We start from the raw sequence: 25,274 nt of genomic DNA, 5'->3' as shown, positions 1-25,274 counted from the left end.
CCGCTCAATCCGCAAGTATAAAATCCACTGCCGCGGCGGCATGCAGCGCGGTGGTGTCGTAGAGCGGCACCGCTGTCTGCGCCTGCTGTACCAGCAGGGCAATCTCGGTACAGCCGAGAATGACCGCCTCGGCGCCGGCCTGGCGCAATGCTTCGATAATCTCCAGATACGTCTGGCGGGAGGCGTCACGGACCCGACCCAGACAGAGCTCGTCGTAGATGATCCGGTGCACCCGCTCCCGCTCATCCCGACCCGGCACCAGTACATCGATGCCGAAGCGCTGTTCCAGCCGCTGCCGGTAAAACGGCTGCTCCATGGTGAAGCGGGTACCCAGCAGGCCAACCCGCCGCACACCGTCTGCCGCCAGCCGGCGGCCGGTCGCATCGGCAATATGCAGTAACGGGATAGAGAGCGCCTGCTCAATCTGTTCCGCCACCCGGTGCATGGTGTTGGTACAGATGATCAGGCCATCCGCACCACCCCGCTGCACCGCAAGGGCCGCCTCTTCCAGGATAGTCGCTGTGGCGGCCCAGTCGCCCTGGTGCTGCAGCCGTTCGATCTGCTGAAAATCCACGCTGTAAAGCAGGATCCTGGCCGAATGAAGTCCGCCCAGGCGCGCCTTCACCCCCTCATTGACGGCCCGGTAGTAGCTGACCGTCGACTCCCAGCTCATGCCGCCCAACATGCCTATCATCTTCACGTCTGATCACCTTCAATTTTACTAACAGTAGCCAGCTCACCCGCCCGACAAACACTACAATTCAAACTGCGGGTGGGACAAACAACCCTTTTATTCATCACTATAATGTAATGTGATAATCGATTTAGATAATATTTAGATTATGCATCCAATCAGCAAATACTATTTTCACTCCGCCCGAATACCAACTACTCTGGCGCATAATTTTGGCTATCGCGTGATGGGGTCATCATGACAGAAATCAGTGAACAGTACCGTATAGAACAGGAGCCATTCTACCACCCTCAGGGGGATGAAATTGCGCTCTACCAGGCCGCTTACCAGGCACGCATGCCGGTGATGATCAAGGGCCCGACCGGGTGCGGCAAGTCCCGTTTTATCGAACATATGGCCTGGCGTCTGAAACGACCGCTGATCACCGTGGCCTGTAACGAGGATATGACCGCCTCCGATCTGGTGGGTCGATACCTGCTGGATGCGGATGGTACCCGCTGGCTGGATGGGCCGCTGACCGTGGCAGCCCGTATCGGTGCCATCTGTTACCTGGATGAAGTGGTGGAAGCGCGTCAGGACACCACCGTGGTGATCCACCCCCTCACCGATCATCGCCGCACCCTGCCCCTGGACAAGAAGGGCGAAGTGGTGGCTGCACACCCCGATTTTCAGTTGGTGATCTCCTACAACCCCGGCTACCAGAGCCTGATGAAGGATCTGAAACAGTCCACCAAGCAGCGCTTTTCCGCCCTCGACTTCGATTATGCGCCAGAGTCAGTCGAGGCGGAGATCATCTGCCGGGAGACCGGCATCGACGCCGACACCGCCAGCAAGCTGGTCAAGATCGGCCATGCCGCACGGAACCTGAAAGGCCACGGTCTGGATGAAGGGATCTCCACCCGGTTGCTGGTGTACGGCGCCCAGCTGATCGGGCAGGGGGTTGAACCCATCGCCGCCTGCCGCATGGCACTGGTGCGCCCGATCACCGACGACGGGGATATCCGGGCCACACTGGATCACGCCATCGACAGCCTGTTCGCCTGATCCGGCCCACTGCTGTGACAGCCACGGGAAGCACATTGTGACTATCGAGGAATCCGCTCTCCAGGCCTACCGGGAGCAACTGACCTGCAATTTCCAGCAGTTGGACCTGGTGTTCGCCGACTGCATGGAGGAGGCCGCCGACAGCCTCACCGAGGCAGGCATCCAAGCCTACCTGGAAGGCGCCTCCCTGATCTGTATGATCGGCCGGGGCTTTGAGCCGGTACTGGTCTACCTGGAGGAGATGCCCCAGGTGGCGGCACGCCTGGGTGAGCCGGTCCTTGGTCTGGTGTCGCAAACTGTCTGGAAAATCTCCCGCACGCCCAACGGCGCCATCATCCTGCCCTTCCTGCAGACCCTGGCGGAGGCGGCGCGCCGACTCGGCAGCGAGACCCAGCTGACCCGCTATATTGAACTGCTGCTGGAGATGCTGGAGCGGACCAGCAGCTCCATCCACGGCGGCCCGGCCACCATTCCCAGCCCCGGAGCTAAAGCGTACCTGGAGCAGATGCCCTACCTGCTCAACCAGCTCTCCCTGGAGGGTATCCGCAACTGGACCGAGTACGGGATTCGCAACTACTCGAACCACCCCGAACGGCAGATCGACTTTTTCAGCCTGCAGTCGGCGGACAGCCGTGCCATGCTGCAACGGGAACGGCACGGCACCCTGTTTGCCGACCATGAGCGCCAGCTCGACCTCTACCTGCGCGCCCTGTGGCAGGACAAGGATCACCTGGTCCCTTACTCCACCGCCTTCGACGAGCTACGCAAGCCGATCCCCTACTACGACTCCCTGGGTATCCGGGTGCCGGATGTGTTTGACGACACCGACAGCGGCGTGCGCGGTATCGACCGCTACCGCGCCGTGCTGGCCCATATCGCCGCTCACCGACGCTGGAGTCAGGCGATCTTTGCCGACAACTTCAGCCCCTTCCAGCGCATCGCCATCGAACTGCTGGAGGATTCCCGGGTGGAGTACCTGGCGATGCAGTGCTATCCGGGATTGCGGAAACTCTGGCTGGCCCTGCATCCGGTGCCGATCGAAGGGGAGTGCGACCCGCAGAAAGAGTCCTGTATCCGTCACCGGCTGGCCATGCTCTCCTATGCCATACTCAATCCCCAGCACGGCTACCGTAACCGGGATATCCTGGACGCGGTGGCCCAGTTTCACCAGCTGATGCAAGGGGGCGAGAGCAGCACCCAGGGTATTGTGCAGCTGGCCATCTCTTTCATCGCCCGCACCCGGATACAGAACGACCAGGCACCCAATGTCTACTTCAAGAACACCGTGGTGGAGTACCGGGATGATAACCGTCACCTGTGGAAGTTCATCGAAGAGGGGGACGAGGAGGAGCAGTTCGAAGTGGAGCGCAAGAAGATGGAGCAGGAGCCGCTTAACGCCCTGCCCCCGCGCCACTACCCTGAGTGGGACTACAAGACCCAGACTTATCGCCCCGACTGGGTAAGCCTGTACGAATCGCTCCATCCACCGGGTGACGCCCGCTTGATTGATGACCTGCTGACCAAGCACAGCGCCCTGGCCAAGCAGCTGGAACGGATTCTCGACCTGCTCAAACCCCAGCAGTATGTCCGGGTACGCTACCAGGAGGAGGGCAGCGAGCTGGATCTGGATGTGGCGATCCGTTCCCTGGTGGATTTCAAGGGTGGTGCCACCCCGGACACCCGCATCAACATGAGCCACCGACACGACGGCCGGGACATCGCGGTGATGCTGTTGCTGGATCTCTCCCAGTCCCTGCACCAGGTGCCGGAGGGGTGTGACCAGAGCATCCTGCAACTGAGCCAGGAGGCGGTAGCCCTGCTGGGCTGGGCCATCGACCGGCTGGGCGACAGCTTCGCCATCGCCGGCTTCTCCTCCAACACCCGGCATGAAGTGCGTTACCAGCACATCAAGGGCTACAGCGAAGCCTGGAATGAACCGGTCAAGGGGCGCCTGGCGGCCATGGAGGCAGGCTACTCCACCCGCATGGGAGCGGCAATGCGCCACGCCGGCCACTATCTGGGGGCCCGTCAGGCGGAGAAGAAGCTGCTGCTGATACTCACCGATGGTGAGCCATCCGATATCGACGTACAGGACGAGCGGCTGCTGATCGAAGACGCCCGTAAGGCGGTTCAGGAGCTGGATCGGGACAACATCTACACCTACTGCATCAACCTGGATCCCCGCGCCGACGACTATGTAAGTGACATCTTCGGCAAGCAGTACAGCGTCATCGACCGGGTGGAAAAACTGCCGGCCAAGCTGCCGGAACTGTTCCTCTCCCTGACCCGCTGAACCACTCACCCCAAAACGACCCAGCCCCACCGGGAGCTACCCGATGGGGCTGGATCAATCAGCTGCTCACCCGCAGGAGGGAGTACTGCCCTGCGGATATCGGCGACTGATCAGTTGGCCGGTGTGGTCGTCACCACCTCAAACTTGGCAAATTCAGCAGGATCCAGCTGACCGTCCTTGTTGGTGTCCAGGGCGTCCCACTGCTCGCTCAGTCCCGGAATGGCCTTGGCCTCTTCCTGGCTCAGGGTACCGTTGTTATCGGTATCCAGTGCCACATCGGTTTTGCTTTCAGCAGCGATCACAGCGGCAGCGGCCAGGGAAGCAAACAGCAGAGTCATAATCTTCTTGGTCATAGGGAACTCCATTCATCAATAAAATATAGGTTCGGGCTGCCTACCTTGGAAGCAGTCAGCTATCCGGTACAGAGCAAGCCCGATGCCAACTTTTTATTTACCCTATTTTTCAGTCACTTATGATGAAACGATCAAAACAGTGGCGTCCTGTACCGAGCCAGCTGTCGCCAATCGGCAACAGCCGTTCAGGCTTACCGGCCCAGGTGCTTGATATACCGCCATTGTTAGCTGTTGCCGATAGGCGACAGTGGGTATGGACCCTGTCGCCCGGGGGGATCAATCGCCGCCCGGATCCTGCTTGAAACGGGCCGGATCCAGGTGATGCCGCTTAAGCAGCTTGTAGAATTCCGTGCGGTTACGCTTGGCCAGCCGGGCCGCCTGGCTGACGTTGCCGTTGACCCGTTGCAGCAGTTCCACCAGGTACTCCCGCTCAAACTGCTCCCGCGCCTCCTGGAATCCCGGCAACAGGGCCGACTTCTCCTTCAATGCCTTCTCCACCTGCTGGACCGGTATGATGGGGGTAGTGGAGAGCGCCGTCAGCCGCTCCACCACATTCTGCAGCTGGCGCACGTTGCCTGGCCAGTCATACTGCACCAGGGCACTGAGCGCCTCGGCGGAAAAGCCCTTCACCCGGTTACCGTAGCGGGGAGTGAGCCGGGCAAGAAAATGGTTGGCCAGCAGGGCGATATCCTCCCGCCGCTCGCTGAGGGCCGGCAGACTGAGCGTCACCACATTCAGTCGATAGTAGAGGTCCTGGCGAAACTCGCCCCGCTCCACCAACTGTTCCAGGTCATGGTGGCTGGCCGAGATGATGCGCACATCCACCGGAATATCCTGGTTGGCCCCCACCGGTCGAATACGCTGTTCCTGCAGGGCGCGCAGCAGTTTGACCTGGAACAGGGGCGGCATGTCACCGATCTCGTCCAGAAACAGGGTACCGCCGTCGGCGGTCCGGAACAGTCCATCCCGCGCCGACACGGCACCGCTGAAGGCCCCCCGCACATGGCCAAACAGTTCCGACTCCAGCAGGTCGGCGGGAATGGCGCTGCAGTTCACCGCCACAAAGGGCGCGGCGGAACGGGGACTGATCCGATGCACCGCCCGGGCGATCAACTCCTTGCCGGTGCCGCTCTGACCGTGAATAAACAGGCTCGCATCCCCCTGGGCGACCCGTTGCGCCTCCTGCAGCAACTGCTCCATGGACTGGCTGCGGGTGATAATCTCTGCACGCCAATCCTCCTGCTCTGCCTGTTCCGACTCCCGCTGCGGCCAGCCACCCAGCTCCAGCGCCTGCTCCACCTGGGCGATCAGCTCCTTGCTGTCGAACGGCTTGGTGAGAAAACCGTATACCCCCTGGCGGGTCGCCTCCACCGCCTCGGCTATGGTGCCGTGGGCGGTGAGGATAATCACCGGCAGCAGCGGATAGTGCTGTTGCAGGTAGCGGAACAGCGCCAGTCCATCCATCTCCCCCATGCGCAGGTCGGTCACCACCAGCTGGGGTTTGAACTGGGGCACCAGGCCGACCGCCTGTTCACCGCTGTCGGCGCACTCCACCGATAATCCGATCGCCGTCAGGCGCAGCGACAGCAGCCGCAGCAGGCTCGGATCATCATCGACCAGGAGTACGCGACGGCTCGGCGACCCCGGGGTCTGTTCCTTGCTCTTTTTCATCTAGCCTCTGATTGATACTGGTTTCGATTCGCTTCAGGTCGCGCAGCTGGTTTTCCAACAGGCGCCGGGTCTCCGCCAACCGGGTCAAGCGATCCTGCAGTTTGCGTTGCTGCACCTGCGCCTTGTTGAGCTTCTGCTCCTGACTCTGCTGGCGCTGTAACAGTCGTACCTGGTAATAGGCCAACCAGGCGGTCTGGCGCGAGACAAAACGTTGCTCCAGCAGTTGGTTGATCAGATCGATCGCCTCCTGCGGTTCTCCACAGCCATTTACCTGGCTGATGGCGGTGGCCAGATACCAGCCGGTCAGGGGATCCCCATCCCGACCCAGCGAAGCGCGCAGCTCGCTGCAGAGCGCCAGCTGATCCTCCGGCGTATGGGCTTCGAAACGGCTGGAAAAGTCGATCAGATTCAGCAGCAGATCCCCGGAGGACTCCTCGCCCGTAGCCACAGCTCCTGCTGTGGCGATGCCATCGTCCCCATCGGCGCGGGTCAGGGGCTGCTGACAGCCGGACAACAGCAGCAACAGGCAGATAGGCGTCAGCCATTTCATTGGGCCACCTCCAGGGTCGCCTGCCCGGCCATGGGCAGCTCCAGGCAGATCCGGGCCCCGGGGTAGTCGCGGGTAGCCGGTAACAGCATGATTCGGCCCCGGTGGCGCAAAACGGTATCATTCACCAGTGCCAGGCCGAGACCCGATCCCTTGACACTGGACCGGCCACTGCTCTTGCCCTGGTAGAACTCCTGGAACACAAAAGGCTGGTCCTCAACGGAAATCCCCTCGCCCTGATCTTCAATCAAAAAGGTCACGCACCCCTGATCGGCCGACAGGGTGAGACCGATCTGCCCCCCGTCCGGGGAGAACTTGATGGCATTGCTCAACAGATTACCCAGCATCATCCTGATCGTCTCCCGGTCACCCCGCAGGGTCACCGATGCCAACGCCTGCACAATCTCCAGTCGCTTGCTCCTGATCAGCAAACGGTAGTCATCCAGTACCTTTCTGAGCAGTTCCGCCAGATCCAGATCACTGGGTTCCGCCAAGGTACGCTGGTTGGCCAGGCGCTGATACTCAAGCAGATTCTCCACCAACCCGTTCAGCTGCAAAGTACCGATAGTCATCAATTGCACAATTTCCCGTTGCTCCCGGTTCAGCTCACCCACCACCTCATCCTCCAGCAGATCAGCACCTTCCCGCAGTGTCGCCAGGGGGGTTTTCAGTTCATGGGAGATATTGCGGATAAACTGCTGCTTCTCTCCCTCCAACGCCCGCAGGCGGCGGCGCATCCAGTCCAGCCGATGCCCCAGATCCGCCAGATCACTGGGGCCGTTAATCACTATTGGCTGATCGAAACGCCCGGCACCCAGTTCCGTGATCACCCGCTCGATACGCTTGATGGGACGGGTCATCAGGTAGACAAACAGCAGCCCCAGGATCAGCGCCAAGGGTAGCGCCAGCAGCGCCCACAACAACATGGAGCCGCGCACCCGGTCCGCTTCCCGGGCCAGCGCCTCCGCCTCAACCCCCACCTGCCGGCCACCGGTCTGCAGCAGCGCCCGGGCCTGCAACGTCAGGGTCGCATAACCCTGCAGGTCATCCGCACTGAGTTCGCTTTCTGCCCGGCTGACCCGGCTCTGTATGTCCTGAAACAGCTCCCGTTCGGCGGCCACCAGACCACGTAACGGGATCAGCAGATCGTCCGACACGCCGTCAAACCGCAATCCCTGGGCCACCGCCACGAAGGCGTCGTGATGCTGCCGGTAGACCTCAAGCAGTTCCGGATCTTTCAACACCTGGTATTGCCGGATGCCCCGCTCCATGGAGACCAGCCGATCAAGCAGTGAACGGCTGCCTTCGTTGGCCCGGACGGTCTGGAACAGGGCCTGCTGACTCTTTTCCGTGTACTGGCTCACCGACAGCACACCCCATATCAGCGCCACCACCAGGGGCAGTGTCACCAGCAGAAACCCGGTCAGGGCCCAGTAATAGAGTGACCCGGCCAGCTTCCGGCGGCCTGTCTCAGATAGCATGGGTTCAACTTCCGACATCAGCTGGGTCTGCCTTCAATGACCGGACGGTCGATGGCCGCAGCGCCAGACTCCATTCAAGGGAACTCCCTGCCACTTCCGTGGCCTTATCAGACCGTGCACCCAGGGAGAAAAGCTGGCAGCATAGGGAATACTCAACAGGATGAGTATAGAGCAGTTCGCAGTTCCGGCTATTGCCGGTATGAATAAATCAGGGTAGATATGAAACCGAGAACCGGTTCACTTTCCGCACTGTCGTCTCATAAGGTAAAAAGTGGTCCATGAGTAGAACTAAGACCCTGTTGCTGGGAGCAGTCGGGTTACTGCTGATTTTGATGCTCGCCTATTACAACGGGACAGCGAAGATCGAGCAGGACCTGAAGTTCCGCGGCGAGACCCTGTTGGCAGAACACCAACTGCAATGGGTGGATATTGAGGTCGAGGGACGTGACCTGCGTCTGTTGGGAGAAGCACCATCCAACAAGGCGGCCAACCAGGCCATCGCCCTGATCAAGGGACTTGACGGGGTCGACCAGGTCATCGACCGGTTCACCCTGCCCGCCGGACATCCCGCCAGCGACGCCTCCTGGTCAAGGGTAATCGAGGTCGATTGATGCCGGGACGGACTGAAATCGAACCAAATGGAGAGGCGCGCCGGTGGGTGGAGCCAGGGGAGAGGTAAATGGGTTATCTATTTTTTCAGATTCTGGTCTGGATACTGCTGGCGTTCGGGCTGGGCGGTATTGTGGGCTGGCTGCTGCGCGGTTTCACCCACACTTTCCAGGAAGATGAAAATGGTGACCCGCAACCTCTGGGACATGGCGATGATCACACCGTGGTGTCACTGCTGAGGGCGGAGCTGAGCGACTACAAAAAGCGCCTGCGGGAGCTGGAAGCAACCACCCTACCCGCCAAGCCGGAGCCGGAGCCGCAAAAACCGAAACGGGAGATTGCCGACGAGTGGCGGCCGGCAGCCCTGGCAGCACCCAACGGCGAGGCCGATGATCTCAAGCGGGTGCGTGGCATAGGCCCGAAGATTGAAAAAACCCTGAATGAACTGGGCATCTTCCACTACGCACAGATAGCCAACCTGAGTCGGGAGAACATCCTCTGGCTGAACCACCACCTGCACTTCCCCGGTCGCATTGAGCGGGAAAAGTGGGTGGAGCAGACCCGGGAGCTGGCCGAACAGTCCCTGGAGCAGGCTGAAAGCAGCTGATCCGGGACGGTATCACCGGCGCTGCCAGCAGAGGATGCGGTTGTTGGCCGGCATTTCAAAATCATCCATCAGCAGCATGCCCGCTTCACGGGCCAGACCGTCCAGCGCTTCGAAATCCCGCACTCCCATGGCCGGATCCCGCTGTTTCAGCCAGCCATCGAAACGGGCGTTGCTGGCGCTGGTGAAACGACCCTGGTAGTTGAACGGGCCGTATAGCGCAAACCGACCGCCGGCCGGCAGCAGAGCACCCACCCCGGCAAACATCGCCTCCACCTCAGGCCAGTGCATGATGTGGGCCGTGTTGGCGGAAAACACCCCGTCCACCCCCAGTGTCGGCCAGTCGGAACGGGCCACATCCAGGTGCAGTGGTGGCCGGACATTGGGCAGGGCCGCCTCCTCCAACCAGAGCCGAATGCCCGCATGGTACTCGGCACAGTCGCTGGTGTGCCAAACCAGGTGGGGCATCCGGGCGGCGAAATAGACCGCGTGCTGACCGGTGCCACTGCCGATCTCCAGAATCTGGGTCAGGTCGGCAAACAGGGGCTGGATCACGGAGAGGATCGGTTCACGATTCTGCTCACAGGATTCGGAATAGGGTTTCATTGCTGCTCCTCAAACCGGCCGATCATGCTGCCGGTCACTCACGGTAGGGGTTCGACGCCTGCAATTGCGCCAGGTACTCGGCAATCGCCGCCTGTTCATGCTCGGTATAGCGGGCGATGGGTTCACGAAACCCATCATCCCTGATCCAGTGACTGGAGCGGGTCAGGGTGGGGAGGAAGCCCCGGGGCAGCTTGTGTTCCCCCTGGGCACCTGGCTCAAACAGCGCTAATCCCTGTTCGATGCAGTGTTCGATGCCCTGGTAGTAACAGGCCTCGAAATGGAGCCCGTCCACCCACCCCTCAGCCCCCCAGTGACGACCGTAGAGGGTCGTATCACTCTGGTACATCAGGGAGCCGGCAATGCACTGCCCGTCCAGGTCCGCCAGTACCAGCAACACCTGGTCGGGCAACTGTGTCGCAACCTGGCGAAAGAACGGATAGTTGAAGGTTGCCACGCCCCATTTTTCATTGAAGGTTTTGTTATAAAAAGCGGTGAACTGTCGCCAGTCCTCATCGCTGGCGCTGTGACCATTCAGGCGGCGCAGGGTTACGCCTGCCTCCACCACCCGGCGGCGCTCCTGCCGAATGTTCTTACGCTTCTTGGCGGTCAGGCTGGCCAGAAATGCGTCGAACTCCGGGTAGTTGTGGTTATGCCAGTGGAACTGTATATCGTGGCGGGTCAGCAGCCCCTGCCCGGCCAGATAGTCGAAGCTGTCCGGGCTCGGAAACAGGCAGTGGAACCCGCTGGCGCCCATCTGCCCGGCCAGTTGCAGGGCAGTTTCCAGCAACAACGGATAGAGTTCAGCGACGTCTTCGGGAGCGGCCAGCAGACGCTGTCCGCTGGCGGGGGTGTAGGGTACCGCGGAGACCAGCTTGGGGAAGTAGGCCATACCGGCGCGCTGGTAGGCGTCCGCCCAGGCGTTATCAAACACGAACTCGCCATAGGAGTTGTACTTTTCGTACAGCGGCATGGCCGCCACCAGGCGCTCATCACGATACACCGCGATATGCCGGGGCAGCCAGCCGAAGCGTTCACCGACACAACCATGCTGCTCCATGGCATGCAGGAACTCGTGGCGGATCAGGGGATTGTTATCCCGCACCAGCCCATTCCACTCGGCAGCGGCTATTTCACTGATACTGCTATGAATGGCTATCTGCAATCGGACCACTTCCCATATATTTTCAATATGCGGAATTTAACAGGGAGGCCGGTAATTAAATACCGGCGAATCCTGGTGGATATCGACGCCGGATCAGAACGGCACGCTCGGCCACTCCGCCTCATCCTCTTCGATCACTTCCACCTCCGCAGCACCCGCCCTGACCCACTGCTGCATGGCCGGACTCTCATACAGGGTCCGGGCATAGCGGGTGGAGACCGGATCGAGCGAGATTTCATAACTCAGCAGGCGCATCACCACCGGTGCGTACATACAGTCAGCCACGCTGAATTGACCGAACAGCCAGGGGCCGGCAGCACCATAACGCTCCCGACAGAAGTTCCACAGCCCCAGTATCCGGTCGATATCCCGCTCCGTCTCTGCAGACGGTCGAAAGCCCGGGAAGCGGCGCCGGCAGTTCATCGGCAGTTCACCGCGCAGGGCAAAAAAACTGGAGTGCATCTCGGCGCAGACCGAGCGGGCCACCGCCCGGGCTGATCGCTCCTCCGGCCAGCCCCGGGTCGCGAGAAAGAGTTCCGCCAGGTATTCCAGGATCGCCAGGGAATCCCACACCTCCAGCTCCCCATGGATCAGCACGGGCACCTTGCCGTCGGAAAAGTGCGCCGCCAGATCCCGCTCCATGCGGTCGGTAAACAGTTGTACTTTGCGGGTCTGGAAGGGTATTCCGTGATGGGACAGAAACAGCCAGGGTCGCAGGGACCAGGATGAGTAGTTCTGATTGCCGATTACCAGCGTCAGATCGGTCATAAGCTTTCTCCTTTTGCAGTTGACCCCGTTATTGGATTACCGATGGCGATCCCTGAAAGCCGGCAGGCACCTGTCACCCAGGGGTATTACGCTATACAATAAACCGTTTACTGAACTTTTTGACCAGAGTAGAGAGATAATGCGCCACAAAACCGACGACCTGCGTATCGAAACGATCAAGGAGCTGGTGGCTCCGGCCGACCTGCTGGCTGAATTACCCGTGACCGACGCGGTGGCCGACACGGTTTACCAGGCGCGCCGGGCCATTCACCGCATCCTGCATGACGAGGATGATCGGGTACTGGCCATCGTCGGCCCCTGTTCGGTGCATGACCCGGCCGCGGCGCGGGACTACGCCGCCCGGCTGAACAAACTGCGTGAAGAGCTGGCCGACGATCTGCTGATCGTGATGCGGGTCTATTTCGAAAAGCCCCGCACTACGGTGGGCTGGAAAGGGCTGATCAACGATCCCGATCTGGACGGCACCTTCCATATCAACAAAGGGCTGCGCATGGCCCGCCAGCTGCTCCTGGATGTCAACAGTCTGGGCTTGCCCGCCGGCACTGAATTTCTGGATCTGATCAGCCCCCAGTACATTGCCGACCTGGTGAGCTGGGGCGCCATCGGCGCGCGCACCACCGAGAGCCAGGGACACCGGGAACTGGCCTCCGGTCTCTCCTGCCCGGTGGGCTTCAAGAACGGCACCAACGGCACCCTGCGCATCGCCCTGGACGCCATCCGCGCCGCCTCCCAGCCGCACTGTTTCCTGTCCGTGACCAAGGAGCGTCACTCGGCCATCTTCACCACCCGGGGCAACGAGGATTGCCACGTCATCCTGCGGGGTGGCAGCCGTCCCAATTACGACACCGAGAGTATCAACATCGCTTCCGCAGAGATGGAGCAGTGTGGCTTCAAACCGCGCCTGATGATCGATTTCAGCCACGCCAACTCGCGCAAGCAGCACCAGAAACAGATCGACGTGGGCCACGACGTGGCCGGCCAGATCGCCCGGGGCGACCAGCGTATCAACGGCGTCATGATCGAGAGCTTCCTGGAAGCGGGACGTCAGGATTGGCGCGCGGACGAGGAGCTGGTCTATGGCCAGAGCATCACCGATGCCTGCATCAGCTGGAGCGACACCGAGCCGTTGCTGCGCACCCTGGCCGAAGCGGTCCGGCAGCGCCGCACACGCCGCAACGGCTGAAGCGTCCGACTATTTTTCGTCGAAACCGGCGGCGTGATACCAGCGCCGCGCCTCTTCCATATCCTGCTCAACCCCCTCGCCGGTCTCATACATCATGGCGAGGGTGGTCTGGGAACCCACCAGCCCCTGTTCGGCCGCCTTGGTGAACCACTCAACCGCCTTGGCACCATTTTTATCCACACACTCACCCTCCATGTACATAAAGCCGAGGCCGTGCTGGGCCAGCGCCAGACCGCTCTCGGCCGCCGCCTTCATGTACTTGTAGGCCATCAGCTGGTTGACCGCCATGCCCAGTCCGTTCTGGGCCATGATGGCCATGCGGTACTGGGCCTCCGGATTGCCCTTTTCGGCCAGGCCAGAGAGCAACTTGGTGGCGCTGGCAAACTCCTTGGCCTCAAATGCCGCGATACCACTGCCCAGTTCCATTTCCAGTTGTTGGTCATTACTGCTCATTGTTTACCTCCGGTATCCAGGGGCACGGCCCCTGATTATTTTAGTAGTCGTGCAATTTCCTCAGCCCGCTGCGACTCTGTCCTGGTCAGGATGGAGGGAAGCCGGCCTCCTGCAGCCACGCCTGCCAGTGCCGATAAAGCGGTTCATTGACCGCCCCCAGGGCGGGGCGCACTGTCAGCCCGAGCCGTTCCTGATCGGTCAGATCCTGATTGGAGACCCCGCCCGCCTCGCTGAAGATCAGCTGCCCGGCAGCGTAGTCCCACAGCTTCTGTCCGCCATGCAGGTTCAGATGGGCCCGCCCCGCCGCCAGCCAGCACCACTCCAGCGCAATGGCACCAAAACAGCGTTGCGAACGGTACGGTGGGCAGTTGGATAACCGTATCGCCAACTCCGGCGTAAGCCGTTTCAGGTCCACGATAGCGATACACTCCTGCAGCGTGTTCGGCCCCTGCGGCAGAGTCAGCACCTCATCATTGAGCCAGGCCCCGCGCCCCCGTTCGGCCCGGAAGCATTCACGGCGAACCGGGTCATAGACGATACCCAATACGGCGCGACCCTCCACGATCAGGGCCAGAGAGAGGGCAAAAAAGGGCAGCCCGGCCGAGTAATTGGTGGTGCCGTCCAGCGGATCGACACACCAGTAACAGTCCCGTTCCGCCACCACCTGCTGCTCATCCGGTCCCATCTCCTCACCCAGCAGGGGGATGTCAGGCCAGCCCGCCGACAGCTGCTCGATCAGGCGGGCCTGGACCGCCAGATCGGCATCGGTCACCAGGGAGCCATCCCGCTTGCGGGTGATATCCGGATGGTGATAACGGGACACCACCTCGGCCTCGGCGATATCGATCAGAATATGCTGCAACTGCCTGCTGTCAGGCCATGCCGACCGGTTTTCCGATTGCTTGCTCATGCCGGTATCATCCCGTATTCATGGCGGCCGGGCAATCGACTGCGCCCACGCAAATCAGAGGGTTTTCCCCCTTGCACCTTGCCTGCGCCACCCCTAAGCTTCCCCTATGCCTCATGTTTCAAGTTGTAACAAGGAGTAACAGGCCAGTGGGACACTCAAGTATCGGACGGCGCCTGCTGTGGCTGCTCACCCTGCTGCCCATACTCTGCCTGGCAGATACGGACCTGGATCGGCAGCGTAGTGACTTTCTCGCCGCGGAGCGCAGTCTGGCCGCCGGCGACATGGAAACCTACCAGCGTATCAAGTCCACCCTGCTGGACTACCCACTACTGCCCTATCTGGAGTTCAAAGCACTGCAGCGGGAACTGACCGGCCTGAACAGCAGTCAGGTGGATGATTTCATCACCCGTTACAGCGACTCCCCGCTGGCGCAACGTATGCGCCGGATCTGGCTCAATGAACTGGTCCGACGGGGGAAGTGGTGGACCTACCTGGTGTTTTATCAGCCGAAACTCGGCGTAACTTACCGGTGCCACTATCTGACCGCCCTGCTGGAGACCGGGAAAAAGGACAAGGCGCTGAACGAAACCGCCCCGATCTGGCTGCACGGCAAATCCCGCCCCAAAGCGTGCGACCGTATCCTGGAAACCTGGATCGATGCCGGCAGGTTGACCCCGGCACTGGCCTGGAAGCGGGTGGAACTGGCCATGCAGGCCTCCCAGAGCGGCCTGGTCAACTACCTGAAACGTTATCTCGATCCGCCACAGCTGGCTCAACTGGAGGCCTGGCAAGGGTTACAGCGGAATCCCCAGCAGATCAACACCATTGCCGCCAGCCTGCCGGCCGGGAATATCCGCAAGCGCATCCTGCTGGACGGTTTCAAACGGCTGGTTCGTCGGGATATCGACAGCGCCATGATCACCTGGCAGCAGCTGCAACAGGAGCTCCCGTTAAATGACCAGGAGCGTTATCAGGGTGAGCGCGCGCTGCTGCTGGGCCTGATACGGGAGGAGCATCCGGACACCCTGAAGGCCCTGGCTGCATTCACTCCCGCGGACAAGGATCAGCGTCTGCATGAGGCCCGACTCCGAATAGCGCTGAAAAAACGCGCCTGGCCAACCCTGCTGAAGTGGATTGGGGAGTTGCCGGAAGAGCTGCAACGCTCAGATCGCTGGCGCTACTGGCAGGCAAGGGCACTGGCGGAAACCGGTAATCCGGCGGACGCCAAGGCCCGCTTTACCGCTCTGGCGAAAGAGCGCAGTTATCACGGTTTTCTGGCCGCCGACCGGCTGGATCAACCCTATCGCTACGATTCAACTCCCCTGGATCTGGAGCAGTCGACCATCGACCGACTGGGACAACGACCGGCGCTGCAACGGGCCCGGGAACTGTTTCAGCTGGGCCGCTTCCTGGATGCCAGGCGGGAGTGGAATGTGGGGGTGCACAACCTGAAACCGGCGGACCTGAAACGGGTTTCCAAGCTGGCCCAGTCCTGGGGCTGGCACGACCGGGCCATATTCACCCTGGCACGCACCGGTTACTGGGATGATCTGGAGCTGCGCTTCCCGCTGGAGCATCAGACCCTGGTGACAGAGAAGTCGGCGGAGACCGACCTGGACAGATCCTGGGTGTTTGCCGTCATCCGGCAGGAGAGCGCCTTCGCCAGCGACGCCCACTCCCCGGCCGGGGCGCGGGGCCTGATGCAGCTGATGCCGAACACCGCCCGCTTTATCGCCCGCAAGGCGAAGTTGAAGAAACCGCGTCTGGCCCACCTGATGCGACCGGAGATCAATATCTCCCTGGGTACCGCGTACCTGAACCACGTTTACCAGCAACTGGGGGAACACCAGGTGCTGGCCACGGCGGCCTACAACGCCGGACCGCGTAATGTGATGAAATGGCTACCGGAAGCCGCACTACCGGCGGATATCTGGGTTGAGCTGATTCCGTTTAACGAGACCCGACGCTATACAGAACGGGTACTGAGCTATGCGGCAATTTACGACCAGCGCCTGCATCAGCCGTTACAGCGACTCTCGGAGCGCATGTCGCCGGTAGGTCCGCGGGAGCAACTGGCAGCAAAAAGCGTCAATGGACGTGACGTGACGTTATAGGGGGCTTGCCCGGTTGGTTACCGGCGACACCGGGCAGCGGCCGACGCCGTTGATTGGTCTGCTCCACCGCATAGCTGATCAGCTCCGGATCAGTGATCACCTGGTAGTAGCAGCGGCCGTCCGCCGCCAGCCGCCCGGCCTTTTCACCGTCCCAGACCGTCACTGCCGCCTCCCGGATCACCAGGGTGTGCATGTGTCCCTCCAGATCGGGATAACGACCCACCAGCAGGTGATCATTCCGTGACCGTTTCCCGCTGTCCAGTTCGACCCGGCGGAAGGAGAGCTCCGATTTCAGTTTGTAGTAAGCGGGGAAATCGAGTTCGATGCCGTTCACGTTGTAGCGCATCAGTTTGTCCGAACTCTCCTTGTTAATGATCTCATCCGCCGGCGGGGCCAGCACCATCACCCCGCGCCCCAGCTTCTTCCCGAACTCGGAGCGTTTCAAGGTGGCCGAACAGGAGGAGAGCTGGTCGGCCCGGTTGATAGCCGGTGAGATCATGATCTCGCGTCCCTCGTCGTACAGGAAGGTGGGTGCGGAATCACTGAAGGCGATGCCCAGGCCCAGTTCCAGTTCCGGCAGATCGTTCTGGCGATTGATCACATTCTGGTCATCCACCACCTGGAGGATCTTGCGCGCCAGTCCACAGGCGTGGGACACGCAGAGCCACTGGTAGGGGGTATCCTCATACTCGAAAATACTCAGGATCACCGCATCCCCCTCGATAAACACCTTCTTGGCCCCGTAGTTGTCCAGCAGCTTGTTGATCGGTTCAAAAAAGTTGAGACTGAAATGGGATGCGGGGTTGAGGTTGCGGTTACGCAGTTCGCTGGTCATGGTGGTGGAACCACGCACATCGGCCTTGATAATGACATGGTTGCGGATACGGTGCTGCTCCGGCTTCAGCTCCACCCGCAGCGGAAACTCAAGCAGACTGCCGTTGCGACGCGACAGCTCCACATCCTCGGGCCGAACCAGCAGGTGGATCCGGTTCATGGCCACGTGGGCCTGGTAGGCCTGTTTCAGGTCGCGCCTGAACAGGGCGAAGTGACGCAGGAAGCTGAAGATGCGGCGCCGCCGACGGGAAGCAGGCATCCCCTTGATGATCGTCACCATCCGATCCAGCACCGGGATCACCTTGACCGGCACCGCCTTACTCTGCAGGCTGTTGAGCTTGCGTTTCAGCTCCCGCCGGGTCATTCGCCCGGAGAGATAGAGGCAGATGATGCGCACCGGCACCTGGCGGTTCAGCTCCTGGTAGATTCCGGGCGCGGCGTGACAGGCCAGCAGATCCCGTTCTATGCGGGTGCCCTGAAACGTCTTCAGAATCCGTTTCATCAGGCGATGATGAAAACCGGGCCACTTGTCATTCTCCCAGGTGACCCGCAGCCGGGGATCGTCCACATCGGTGCGGATGGTACTACGGTGTTTGACCGAATAGACAATGCGGTCGATATTGTCCGGAATGTCCAGCCAGGAGCAGTTACCGTTCTCGTACTCGTCCGGTTGCAGTGAGCGTTTCAGCAGCATCAGGGTCTCGGCATGGCCAACCAGGCCACCCTGCTCCCCCTTATGGCGACGCGCCGTATTCTGAATATCACTGCAGGTGACATCAAATGACTCACCCGGATCCACACTCCAGCACCAGGCCGGCAGGAATTCCGCAAACAGCTTGGTGACCATCCGATTGACCCGATCGAACCCATCCTGCTCGTCCTTGTCGGTACAGACCAGGGAGTAGTGGTTCATCACCTGCTCATCGGCCCACAGGGAGGGCAGTTGCAGCATCGGGTTGAACAGCAGGGGTTTAGGCACCGGCCAGGAGTGGCCAAGCACCGATTTACGCAGTTTACTCAAGCGCATGTTCTCGATCTTCAGGATCTCGCGGAACAGGCGACGGGTAATTCGATAGCGGATAGCGGCCTCATTTCTGGCCAGCAGTACCAGCCGCTCATGCAACTGGACCGAACGCCCGGTGGATTGGTGGCTGTCCACACTCTTGGCGCGCTGCATCTGGTTGCGCAACCGTTCGTACTCCTGATCCACCAACTGCAGCAGGTATTTCACCACGCTGAACTGCAACAGCTGGACCATCTCCAGTCGATTGTGTTTCCTGGCCCGATCGACGGTCAGCTCCATCAGTCCGGCATAATCTTCACGCAACACCTGCAGATCTTTATTGTCGGGTGGCGGCGGGGGCTCTCCCCAGTAGTTTTCCGTCACGTCGTGCAGCATATAGCGACGCACGAACTGTCGACACCGGTTCATGAACTCCGGGCTCAGGGTGACATCGATCCGATTGTTATCAATACCGATAGGCAACCGGTCAAACAGCAGTTTGAACGGTTTTTTCAGCTGCAGCGGTTTGGTGAACTCTTCCGCGTCGGGGGACCAGCGAAACAGATTGCTCAACTTCATGGCTATTCCGATCCCCGGCTGGTTGTCATTGACCGCATCATTGCAGCAGCGCCTGGACCACCCTGTCTTCCAGTTCAATCCGGCTCGCCAGGTCCTCCCCCAGGCGGGAGAGATCGCGGGTCAGACTGTCCAACGGCTGGGGGTGATCATTGAAGTCGTACTTGTCATTGAACTCCACCACCGTCTCGGTCACTTCAGCGATTTTCGGATAGGCTGCCTGAGCCACCTTGATGACTCGACCCCGGCGTTCGTCACCGCTGCTGATCCGGTCAAACACCTCGAAGTGTCCAAAAGCCACATAGTCCACCAGCATTTGACAGAAGTCCTGCAACAGCTGTTTCTCAGGCTTGTCCGGATCGAAGGATTCGATACCGGCCAGCTTGCAGTAGAGCACCAGCATCTGCTGACGCTCATCCAGCCAATTCTCCACCATCGCCTTTGTTCGGGTGCGCCGTTCCGGTCCGCCACTATACTGACTTGCCATGATTTCCCGACCCTTGTTATCTCTATTGCGCTCAAAGATGGCTTAAGATAAACACCATTTAAGAGAACAGGCAAGTATCTCTATTCTATTGAAAATTCTTATAGAATCCTCCAGTACGACCGGCCTGTTCCAGAACGACGTAAAAAAAGGGGTCCAAGGTGAGTAAAAAACGGCTGTTCAGACTGCTGCTTGTGCTGACACTAATTCCGCTGCAAAGCGCTGCCCTGGAGTATCCCAATCGCTACAACAGCATGGCAGAAACCCTGTTCGACATGATGGACGCCTTCTCTAACGCCTACCAGAGAAGACTGCACGAGCGGTCGCGGGATTACTCTGGCTTCCAGGGCGGCTATCCACCATACCCGCCTCCCGGTTACGGTCAGCCCCTGCCGCCGGCAAACCGGTCGATACTGGAAGGCAGCTGGCAGGGTGAGAGTGGCGAGGTACTGGTGATCCGCAACGGGCTGTTCAGGATCTATCTGGATCGGGACAATTTCCGCGAGGGACGCCTGAAGCAGGTACAACCCCAGGTGATCCTGCTTCAGGATCTGCAAAGTGGTCAGCTGCGCACCTACGCATTCGCCGAATCCGAAGGACGCCTGCTGTTGCAGGATCCGACCGGTAATCTGCTGCGTTATCTCCGCATCGGCTGGTAAGTGGCTTCCGCCTCCGCCGCCTCAAGCAGTTGTTGCAGGCGCGCCTCCCGTTCCGCCAGCGGGAGCTCACCCAGCGCCCGACTGGCGGTATAGAACGCAGGCAGATCCCCGCCGTTCTGTTTCAGCAATTGCCTGAACGCCGGCACCCGGGCCTCGTAGGTGGCGATGGAAGCCAGGTGTGCGTTGTTCAGCTTCTGTTCAAACCAGCCATCAAAACCGGCATATCCCTGCCACTGCTGCTTCAGCCCGGCATAGCGATCCCGGAGCTGCTGAAACAGCATCGCCTTGCGCCGGGCCATCTGTTTCCGATCCAGTGGCTGCTGGTAGAGCGCTGCTAACGCCCCCCTTGTCTCCAGCAACAGATCGACAAACTGGCGCTCCCGGCGCTGCGATTCCCGCCAGCGGGAAAGATCCTGGCCGGGCTGATCCTGTAACCAGCGCGTCACCCCTTCCTGCTCCACCAGACTGGCGAATGCCTCGTTGAACGCGCTGTCATCTTTTACATAGAGCTGCTGGTGCGCCAGCTCGTGGAAAATCAGACCGGCGATTCTGGCCTCGGGCCAGTTGATCACGGTACTGGGCAGCGGATCATCAAACCAGCCCAGGGTCGAATAGGCCGGTACCGGCAACAGCGCCACATCCATACCCGTGGCCTGCAGTTCATCCGCCACCTGCTGCGCACGGCTCCGGGAGAAGTAACCGCGGTAGCTGGTACAACCGACAAACAGGTGGCACCACTGCTTCGGTTCCATCGAATAGGCGGGCGTCGCTACCACACTCCAGACCACCGCCTCCCGCTCCAGTGCCGCATAACTGCGATAGCTGTCATTATCGGGTAGCCCCAGTTGGCTGGTTGCAAAGGTGCGCATCGCCTCGATCTGTTGTAGCTTCTGTTTCAATCCCGGTGGCGTTTGCGGATCCCGCACCAGTTGCGCAATCGGTTGCCGCTGCCCCATCAACTGCAGATGACCACTGACCGACTGGCTATAATAGCCCAGGCTGCTGCAGCCCTGAAGAAGAGCCAGCAGAAGGAGCAGCAGCAGGCCGAGTGGTCGAAAAGGAGCCCGGCCAATCATCGGAACAAGAGAGGTTTCAGCATAGTCACATGGATGATTCTAACAGCTTCAGCAGTCACACCTACCTGGTTGGCGGCGCCGTGCGTGATCAACTGCTCGGGCTACCGATCAGCGACCGGGACTGGCTGGTCACCGGCGTCACCGCCGAGCAGCTGGCGGCCCGGGGCTTTCACCAGGTGGGCAGGGATTTCCCGGTATTTCTCCATCCCCGGAGCAAGGAGGAGTACGCCCTGCCCCGGGGTGACATCCACGGCAAAACCGAGCAGGAACAGGTGTGTGATGACCTGATGCAGCGGGATCTGACCATCAACGCCATCGCCCGCGCGCCGGACGGCCACTATATTGATCCGTTGAACGGCCAGCAGGACCTGCAGGCACGCCGCCTGCGTCACACGCCCACTTTCCGACAGGACCCGATCCGGGTCCTGCGGCTGGCGCGGCTCGCCGCCCGGCTGCATCCACTGGGGTTCCGGGTGGCGCAACAGACCCGGCAACTGGTGGCTCAGATGATCCGCCAGGGCGAACTGGATCAACTGGTGCCGGAGCGGGTCTGGGCCGAGATCCTGCGCGCCCTGCAGGACAGGGATCCGGTGGTTTTTTTCCAGACCCTGCATGAGCTGGGTGCACTTCGGGTGATCCTCCCTGAGCTGGATCGCCTGTTCGGCGTCCCGCAACCGGAACGGCACCACCCGGAGATTGATACCGGCCTGCACTGCCTGATGGTTCTGCGCCAGGCATGCGCACTCAGCACAGAGCCGGAGACCCGGCTGGCCGCCCTGCTGCATGACCTGGGGAAAGGCACCACGCGCCCGGCGGAGTGGCCCAGTCACCACGGCCATGAACAGCGCGGCGCAAAACTGGTGGAACAGCTGTGCGACCGGCTACGGATTCCCAACCGTTTCCGTGACCTGAGCCGGCGGGTGGCGGAATTCCATACCCACAGCCATCGGGCCTTCGATCTGAAGCCGTCCACACTGCTGCGTACCCTGCTGAAGATCGACGGACTGCGCCGGCCCGAGCAACTGGAGCAGTTTCTGATCGCCTGTGAAGCCGATGCACGGGGGCGCAAGGGTTTTGAACAGCAACCTTACCCCCAGGCCGACTGGTTCAGGGCGGCACGTAACGCTGCCGCAGCCGTCGATACCGGGGCGCTGGCGGCTTCAGCAACCGACCCGCAGGTAATTCCGGAGCTGATTTTTCAGGCCAGGAGTCGCGCCATCGGCCAAGCCAGAAAGGAGTGGCAGACACAACAGGAAGGGGTAATTAAGTGAAGCAGTACTCAATTTCCCCCATTCACGGACGATACCCCCAAGCAAGGGGGTAACCTCTTTCCGAGCAGATGACTGGCCAGATCGCCAGGCGTCAGACCAGTTCCGACAGGACCAGTAATGAACCATAGCCTGCAGATCAAAGTCCCCGGCTATCGTATCGAGCGTATTCTCGGCAGGGGTGGTATGGCGACCGTCTACCTGGCCACCCAGATGTCGCTTGGCAGACCGGTGGCCCTGAAGGTCCTGCATGATCCGGACACTCCACAGTTTTTTGAGCGTTTTTTCAACGAAGGACGCTATATCGCCCGGCTGAACCACAGCAACCTGATCGCCATTTTCGACATCGGACAGGGTGACGGCTTCTACTATATCGCCATGGAGTACCTGCCAGGCGGTGACCTGAAAGCCCGCATAATGCAGGGACTGAAACCGTCCCAGGCACTGAAGATATTGAGCCGGCTGGCCAGTTGCCTTGCCTATGTGCATGGGGAGGGTGTGATACACCGGGATATCAAACCGTCCAACATCCTGTTCCGCAACGACGGCACTCCGGTGCTGACCGATTTTGGCATCGCCAAGCTGATCCAGACCGACAATGATCTCACCGTCACCGGCACCGTGATGGGCAGCCCGCACTATCTCAGCCCTGAGCTGGCCCAGGGCATCCGCCGGGTGGATGGCCGTTCCGATCTCTACAGCCTGGGCATTATCCTTTACGAGATGCTTACCGGTCGGAAACCCTATACCGCAGACAGTTTTGCCGCCACCCTGATGGCCCATATTCAGCACCCGATTCCGAAACTGCCGGAGCAGTTCGCCGAACTGCAACCACTACTGGAGAAGTTGCTGGCCAAGAAGCCGGAAGATCGCTTCCAGAACGGCGTCGAACTGCTGATGAATCTGCAGGCTGTGCGCAGTCGGTTAAAGGCGGAAAAAGCCAACTCTGCCGAACCGGCGCAGCCCCGGACACCATCCCCCCAGACTACCCGGCGCCGCCGGTTGAACGGACTGGCCTATGGCGGCCTGGCCGGACTGACCCTGCTGGCCGGACTGGGACTGGTGCTGGGCCAGCGCACCGCTGAGACACCGGCAGCCCCCCCGGAAACCGTGCTGGAAGTGCCTGCCACAGCTATGCAACCGGTCGCGGTGGTAGCCCCCGCCGACATCCAGGCAGAGCCTCCCGACTCAGGGGAATCCCCGACCGAAAGCGAGGAACAGGCAGAGCAGCTATCGGAGCTGGCGACCCCGGTAGAACCTGAACCGCAGCCGGAACCTGAACCGCAGCCGGTCGATCCTGAGATCAAACAGTTACTGGAGAAGGCCGGGCAACGGCTGGCATCGGATCGTCTCAGCTATCCCGAGGGGAACAGTGCCCGTTTCTACTACAATGCGGTGCTGAAAAAGGACCCGGACAACGCTGAGGCGCGCCGGGGGATGGTGAAAATTGCCAACCGTTATGCCGATCTGGCCCAGGCCAATATTAACCGGGGACGCACCCTGGCAGCCCGGCGTCAAATCTCCCAGGGACTCTCGGTACAGCCCCGGCACGAACGGCTGATCAGAATGCTCAACCAGCTCAACCGTCCGACCCCCACCCGTTCCATCGAGACCATCTTCGACCGGTTAAATCCGCAGAATCAACGTTAGCCGGGAATCGGAAGTCAGGCAAACTGGCCGGCGGTATAGCCGGAAGACCAGGCCCATTGGAAATTGAACCCACCCAGATGCCCGGTCACATCCACCACTTCACCGATAAAGAAGAGCCCGGGCTGGTGTCTGCACGCCATGGTTTTTGAAGAGAGCTCATCGGTATCCACACCCCCCAGGGTCACCTCCGCCGTCCGGTAACCTTCAGTACCGGCCGGTTTCAGTTTCCAGCCGTTCAACTGCTCACCGATCTGACCCAGCACCCGATCCGGGATCTCCGCCATAGGTCGTTCCTCCCACTCAGGCCACTCCAAACGGATCCATTCTATTACCAGTTTTTTGGCCAGCCGCTTTGCCAGCAGATTTTTCAGCAATCCCCTGGGATGGGCCTTTTTCAGCTCCAGCAACCAGTGATCAGCCGTCAGATCGGGGAGCAGATCCAGCCTTATCGGCTCCCCTGCCTGCCAGTAGTTGGAGAGTTGCAGGGCAACCGGGCCACTCAGGCCCCGGTGGGTGAACAGCAGCTGCTCGGTAAAGGAGCGATCAGCAGTGCTCATGCTCACCGGCAGGGAGATCCCGGCCAGGCGTTCGGTCAAGACCTTCATACGGTCACTGAAAGTGAACGGCACCAGGCCGGCCCGCTGCGGCAACACATTCAGACCGAACTGGCGGGCAATGGCATAACCGAACCCACTCGATCCCATGGTGGGAATGGAGAGTCCACCGGTCGCCACCACCAGGGATGGAGAACAGAACTCACCCTCACTGGTGGTCAGGTGGTACTGCTCATCGTAACTGATCGAGAGCACCTCGCAACCGGCACGCAGGGTAACACCGGCCTGGTTACACTCCGCCAGCAGCATGTTGAGAATCTGCCGGGAAGAGTCGTCACAAAACAGCTGGCCATGATCCCGTTCGTGATAGGCGATCCCGTACCGCTCCACCAGGGCTATGAAATCCCACTGGGTGTAACGGCTGAGTGCCGACTTGCAGAAATGGGGATTGTGGCAGACGTAGTTATCCGGCCCCACATAGAGATTGGTGAAGTTGCAGCGCCCGCCACCGGACATGAGTATCTTCTTGCCCACTTTGCGGCTGTTGTCCAGCAGCAGCACATCACGGCCCCGTTGCGCCGCCGTGGCCGCGCACATCAGGCCGGCGGCACCGGCTCCGATAATTGTTACATCGTATTGCTTCACCACGTCATCCCG

23 protein-coding genes are annotated in these 25,274 nt (G+C 60.7%); 9 read left to right on the top strand and 14 right to left on the bottom strand.

From position 1 onward, the window contains the following. Positions 1-4: 4 nt before the first annotated feature. On the bottom strand, positions 5-694 hold the full coding sequence (locus AAY24_RS15620) for an aspartate/glutamate racemase family protein (protein ID WP_335337251.1): 690 nt from the start codon (positions 692-694) through the stop codon (positions 5-7). A gap of 237 nt (positions 695-931) precedes the next feature. Between AAY24_RS15620 and AAY24_RS15615 the strand changes: the two genes are divergently transcribed. Both AAY24_RS15615 and AAY24_RS15610 read left to right on the top strand, forming a co-directional pair. Continuing rightward, positions 932-1,738 carry a CbbQ/NirQ/NorQ/GpvN family protein gene (locus tag AAY24_RS15615; protein ID WP_046860469.1) on the top strand — a complete coding sequence of 269 codons (807 nt, stop codon included), beginning with the start codon at positions 932-934 and terminating at the stop codon, positions 1,736-1,738. A 37-nt stretch (positions 1,739-1,775) separates the two neighbouring features. After that, entirely contained in the window at positions 1,776-4,031 is a 2,256-nt protein-coding gene (locus tag AAY24_RS15610; RefSeq protein WP_046860468.1) for a nitric oxide reductase activation protein NorD, read from the top strand. 110 nt (positions 4,032-4,141) lie between these two features. On the opposite strand, the gene AAY24_RS15605 is transcribed toward AAY24_RS15610, so the two are convergent. The 4 genes from AAY24_RS15605 to AAY24_RS15590 form a co-directional block, all read right to left on the bottom strand. After that, complete coding sequence (locus AAY24_RS15605) at positions 4,142-4,384, bottom strand: EF-hand domain-containing protein (RefSeq protein WP_046860467.1); 243 nt, start codon at positions 4,382-4,384, stop codon at positions 4,142-4,144. Between the two features lie 276 nt (positions 4,385-4,660). Further along, entirely contained in the window at positions 4,661-6,055 is a 1,395-nt protein-coding gene (locus AAY24_RS15600; RefSeq protein WP_046860466.1) for a sigma 54-interacting transcriptional regulator, read from the bottom strand. Beyond that, positions 5,994-6,605, bottom strand: a complete 612-nt coding sequence (locus AAY24_RS15595; protein ID WP_046860465.1) for a hypothetical protein — start codon at positions 6,603-6,605, stop codon at positions 5,994-5,996. The genes AAY24_RS15600 and AAY24_RS15595 overlap by 62 nt, the downstream gene beginning before the upstream one ends. Continuing rightward, entirely contained in the window at positions 6,602-8,083 is a 1,482-nt protein-coding gene (locus tag AAY24_RS15590; protein ID WP_199930402.1) for a sensor histidine kinase, read from the bottom strand. The genes AAY24_RS15595 and AAY24_RS15590 overlap by 4 nt, the downstream gene beginning before the upstream one ends. 278 nt (positions 8,084-8,361) lie before the next feature. Here AAY24_RS15590 and AAY24_RS15585 point away from each other — a divergent pair, with 278 nt between their 5' ends. After that, the gene (locus tag AAY24_RS15585; protein ID WP_046860463.1) at positions 8,362-8,694 is read left to right on the top strand and encodes a BON domain-containing protein; all 333 of its coding nucleotides are present in this window, start codon (positions 8,362-8,364) and stop codon (positions 8,692-8,694) included. 68 nt (positions 8,695-8,762) lie between these two features. Further along, on the top strand, positions 8,763-9,299 hold the full coding sequence (locus AAY24_RS18635) for a hypothetical protein (protein WP_052761278.1): 537 nt from the start codon (positions 8,763-8,765) through the stop codon (positions 9,297-9,299). A gap of 12 nt (positions 9,300-9,311) precedes the next feature. On the opposite strand, the gene AAY24_RS15575 is transcribed toward AAY24_RS18635, so the two are convergent. The 3 genes from AAY24_RS15575 to AAY24_RS15565 form a co-directional block, all read right to left on the bottom strand. After that, a complete protein-coding gene (locus tag AAY24_RS15575; protein ID WP_046860462.1) occupies positions 9,312-9,902 on the bottom strand; it encodes a DUF938 domain-containing protein in 591 nt (196 codons plus the stop codon). A 34-nt stretch (positions 9,903-9,936) separates the two neighbouring features. Further along, complete coding sequence (locus tag AAY24_RS15570) at positions 9,937-11,064, bottom strand: GNAT family N-acetyltransferase (RefSeq protein ID WP_046860461.1); 1,128 nt, start codon at positions 11,062-11,064, stop codon at positions 9,937-9,939. Between the two features lie 93 nt (positions 11,065-11,157). Further along, entirely contained in the window at positions 11,158-11,832 is a 675-nt protein-coding gene (locus AAY24_RS15565) for a glutathione S-transferase family protein (protein ID WP_046860460.1), read from the bottom strand. A gap of 139 nt (positions 11,833-11,971) precedes the next feature. Here AAY24_RS15565 and aroG point away from each other — a divergent pair, with 139 nt between their 5' ends. Further along, positions 11,972-13,036, top strand: a complete 1,065-nt coding sequence (gene aroG, locus AAY24_RS15560; protein ID WP_046860459.1) for a 3-deoxy-7-phosphoheptulonate synthase AroG — start codon at positions 11,972-11,974, stop codon at positions 13,034-13,036. Positions 13,037-13,045: 9 nt separating this feature from the next. Here aroG and AAY24_RS15555 read toward each other — a convergent pair whose 3' ends face one another. Together AAY24_RS15555 and AAY24_RS15550 are read right to left on the bottom strand one after the other, a co-directional pair. After that, on the bottom strand, positions 13,046-13,489 hold the full coding sequence (locus AAY24_RS15555; RefSeq protein ID WP_046860458.1) for a tetratricopeptide repeat protein: 444 nt from the start codon (positions 13,487-13,489) through the stop codon (positions 13,046-13,048). Positions 13,490-13,574: 85 nt separating this feature from the next. Beyond that, entirely contained in the window at positions 13,575-14,399 is an 825-nt protein-coding gene (locus AAY24_RS15550; RefSeq protein WP_046860457.1) for an inositol monophosphatase family protein, read from the bottom strand. Between the two features lie 146 nt (positions 14,400-14,545). On the opposite strand from AAY24_RS15550, the gene AAY24_RS15545 reads away from it, so the two are divergent. Beyond that, positions 14,546-16,513 carry a transglycosylase SLT domain-containing protein gene (locus tag AAY24_RS15545; RefSeq protein WP_052761277.1) on the top strand — a complete coding sequence of 656 codons (1,968 nt, stop codon included), beginning with the start codon at positions 14,546-14,548 and terminating at the stop codon, positions 16,511-16,513. Here the strand turns inward: AAY24_RS15545 and AAY24_RS15540 are convergent. Together AAY24_RS15540 and AAY24_RS15535 are read right to left on the bottom strand one after the other, a co-directional pair. Then, positions 16,488-18,929 carry a hypothetical protein gene (locus AAY24_RS15540; RefSeq protein ID WP_052761276.1) on the bottom strand — a complete coding sequence of 814 codons (2,442 nt, stop codon included), beginning with the start codon at positions 18,927-18,929 and terminating at the stop codon, positions 16,488-16,490. The genes AAY24_RS15545 and AAY24_RS15540 overlap by 26 nt on opposite strands. A gap of 37 nt (positions 18,930-18,966) precedes the next feature. Continuing rightward, the gene (locus AAY24_RS15535) at positions 18,967-19,413 is read right to left on the bottom strand and encodes a sigma D regulator (protein ID WP_046860456.1); all 447 of its coding nucleotides are present in this window, start codon (positions 19,411-19,413) and stop codon (positions 18,967-18,969) included. Between the two features lie 158 nt (positions 19,414-19,571). Here AAY24_RS15535 and AAY24_RS15530 point away from each other — a divergent pair, with 158 nt between their 5' ends. Then, the gene (locus AAY24_RS15530; RefSeq protein WP_046860455.1) at positions 19,572-20,069 is read left to right on the top strand and encodes a hypothetical protein; all 498 of its coding nucleotides are present in this window, start codon (positions 19,572-19,574) and stop codon (positions 20,067-20,069) included. Here the strand turns inward: AAY24_RS15530 and AAY24_RS15525 are convergent. Beyond that, positions 20,048-21,145 carry an aminopeptidase gene (locus AAY24_RS15525; RefSeq protein ID WP_046860454.1) on the bottom strand — a complete coding sequence of 366 codons (1,098 nt, stop codon included), beginning with the start codon at positions 21,143-21,145 and terminating at the stop codon, positions 20,048-20,050. The genes AAY24_RS15530 and AAY24_RS15525 overlap by 22 nt on opposite strands. 29 nt (positions 21,146-21,174) lie before the next feature. On the opposite strand from AAY24_RS15525, the gene AAY24_RS15520 reads away from it, so the two are divergent. Together AAY24_RS15520 and AAY24_RS15515 are read left to right on the top strand one after the other, a co-directional pair. Beyond that, entirely contained in the window at positions 21,175-22,416 is a 1,242-nt protein-coding gene (locus AAY24_RS15520) for a multifunctional CCA addition/repair protein (RefSeq protein ID WP_046860453.1), read from the top strand. Between the two features lie 117 nt (positions 22,417-22,533). Continuing rightward, positions 22,534-24,063 carry a serine/threonine protein kinase gene (locus AAY24_RS15515; RefSeq protein ID WP_052761275.1) on the top strand — a complete coding sequence of 510 codons (1,530 nt, stop codon included), beginning with the start codon at positions 22,534-22,536 and terminating at the stop codon, positions 24,061-24,063. Positions 24,064-24,077: 14 nt separating this feature from the next. Here AAY24_RS15515 and AAY24_RS15510 read toward each other — a convergent pair whose 3' ends face one another. Beyond that, positions 24,078-25,214, bottom strand: a complete 1,137-nt coding sequence (locus AAY24_RS15510) for a BaiN/RdsA family NAD(P)/FAD-dependent oxidoreductase (protein WP_046861368.1) — start codon at positions 25,212-25,214, stop codon at positions 24,078-24,080. Between the last annotated feature and the right edge of the window lie 60 nt (positions 25,215-25,274).

The organism is Sedimenticola thiotaurini (assembly GCF_001007875.1).
Taxonomy (GTDB): domain Bacteria; phylum Pseudomonadota; class Gammaproteobacteria; order Chromatiales; family Chromatiaceae; genus Sedimenticola; species Sedimenticola thiotaurini.
The sequence above is the reverse complement of the archived record's forward strand: the minus strand, read 5'-3'. Positions and strand labels throughout refer to the sequence as shown.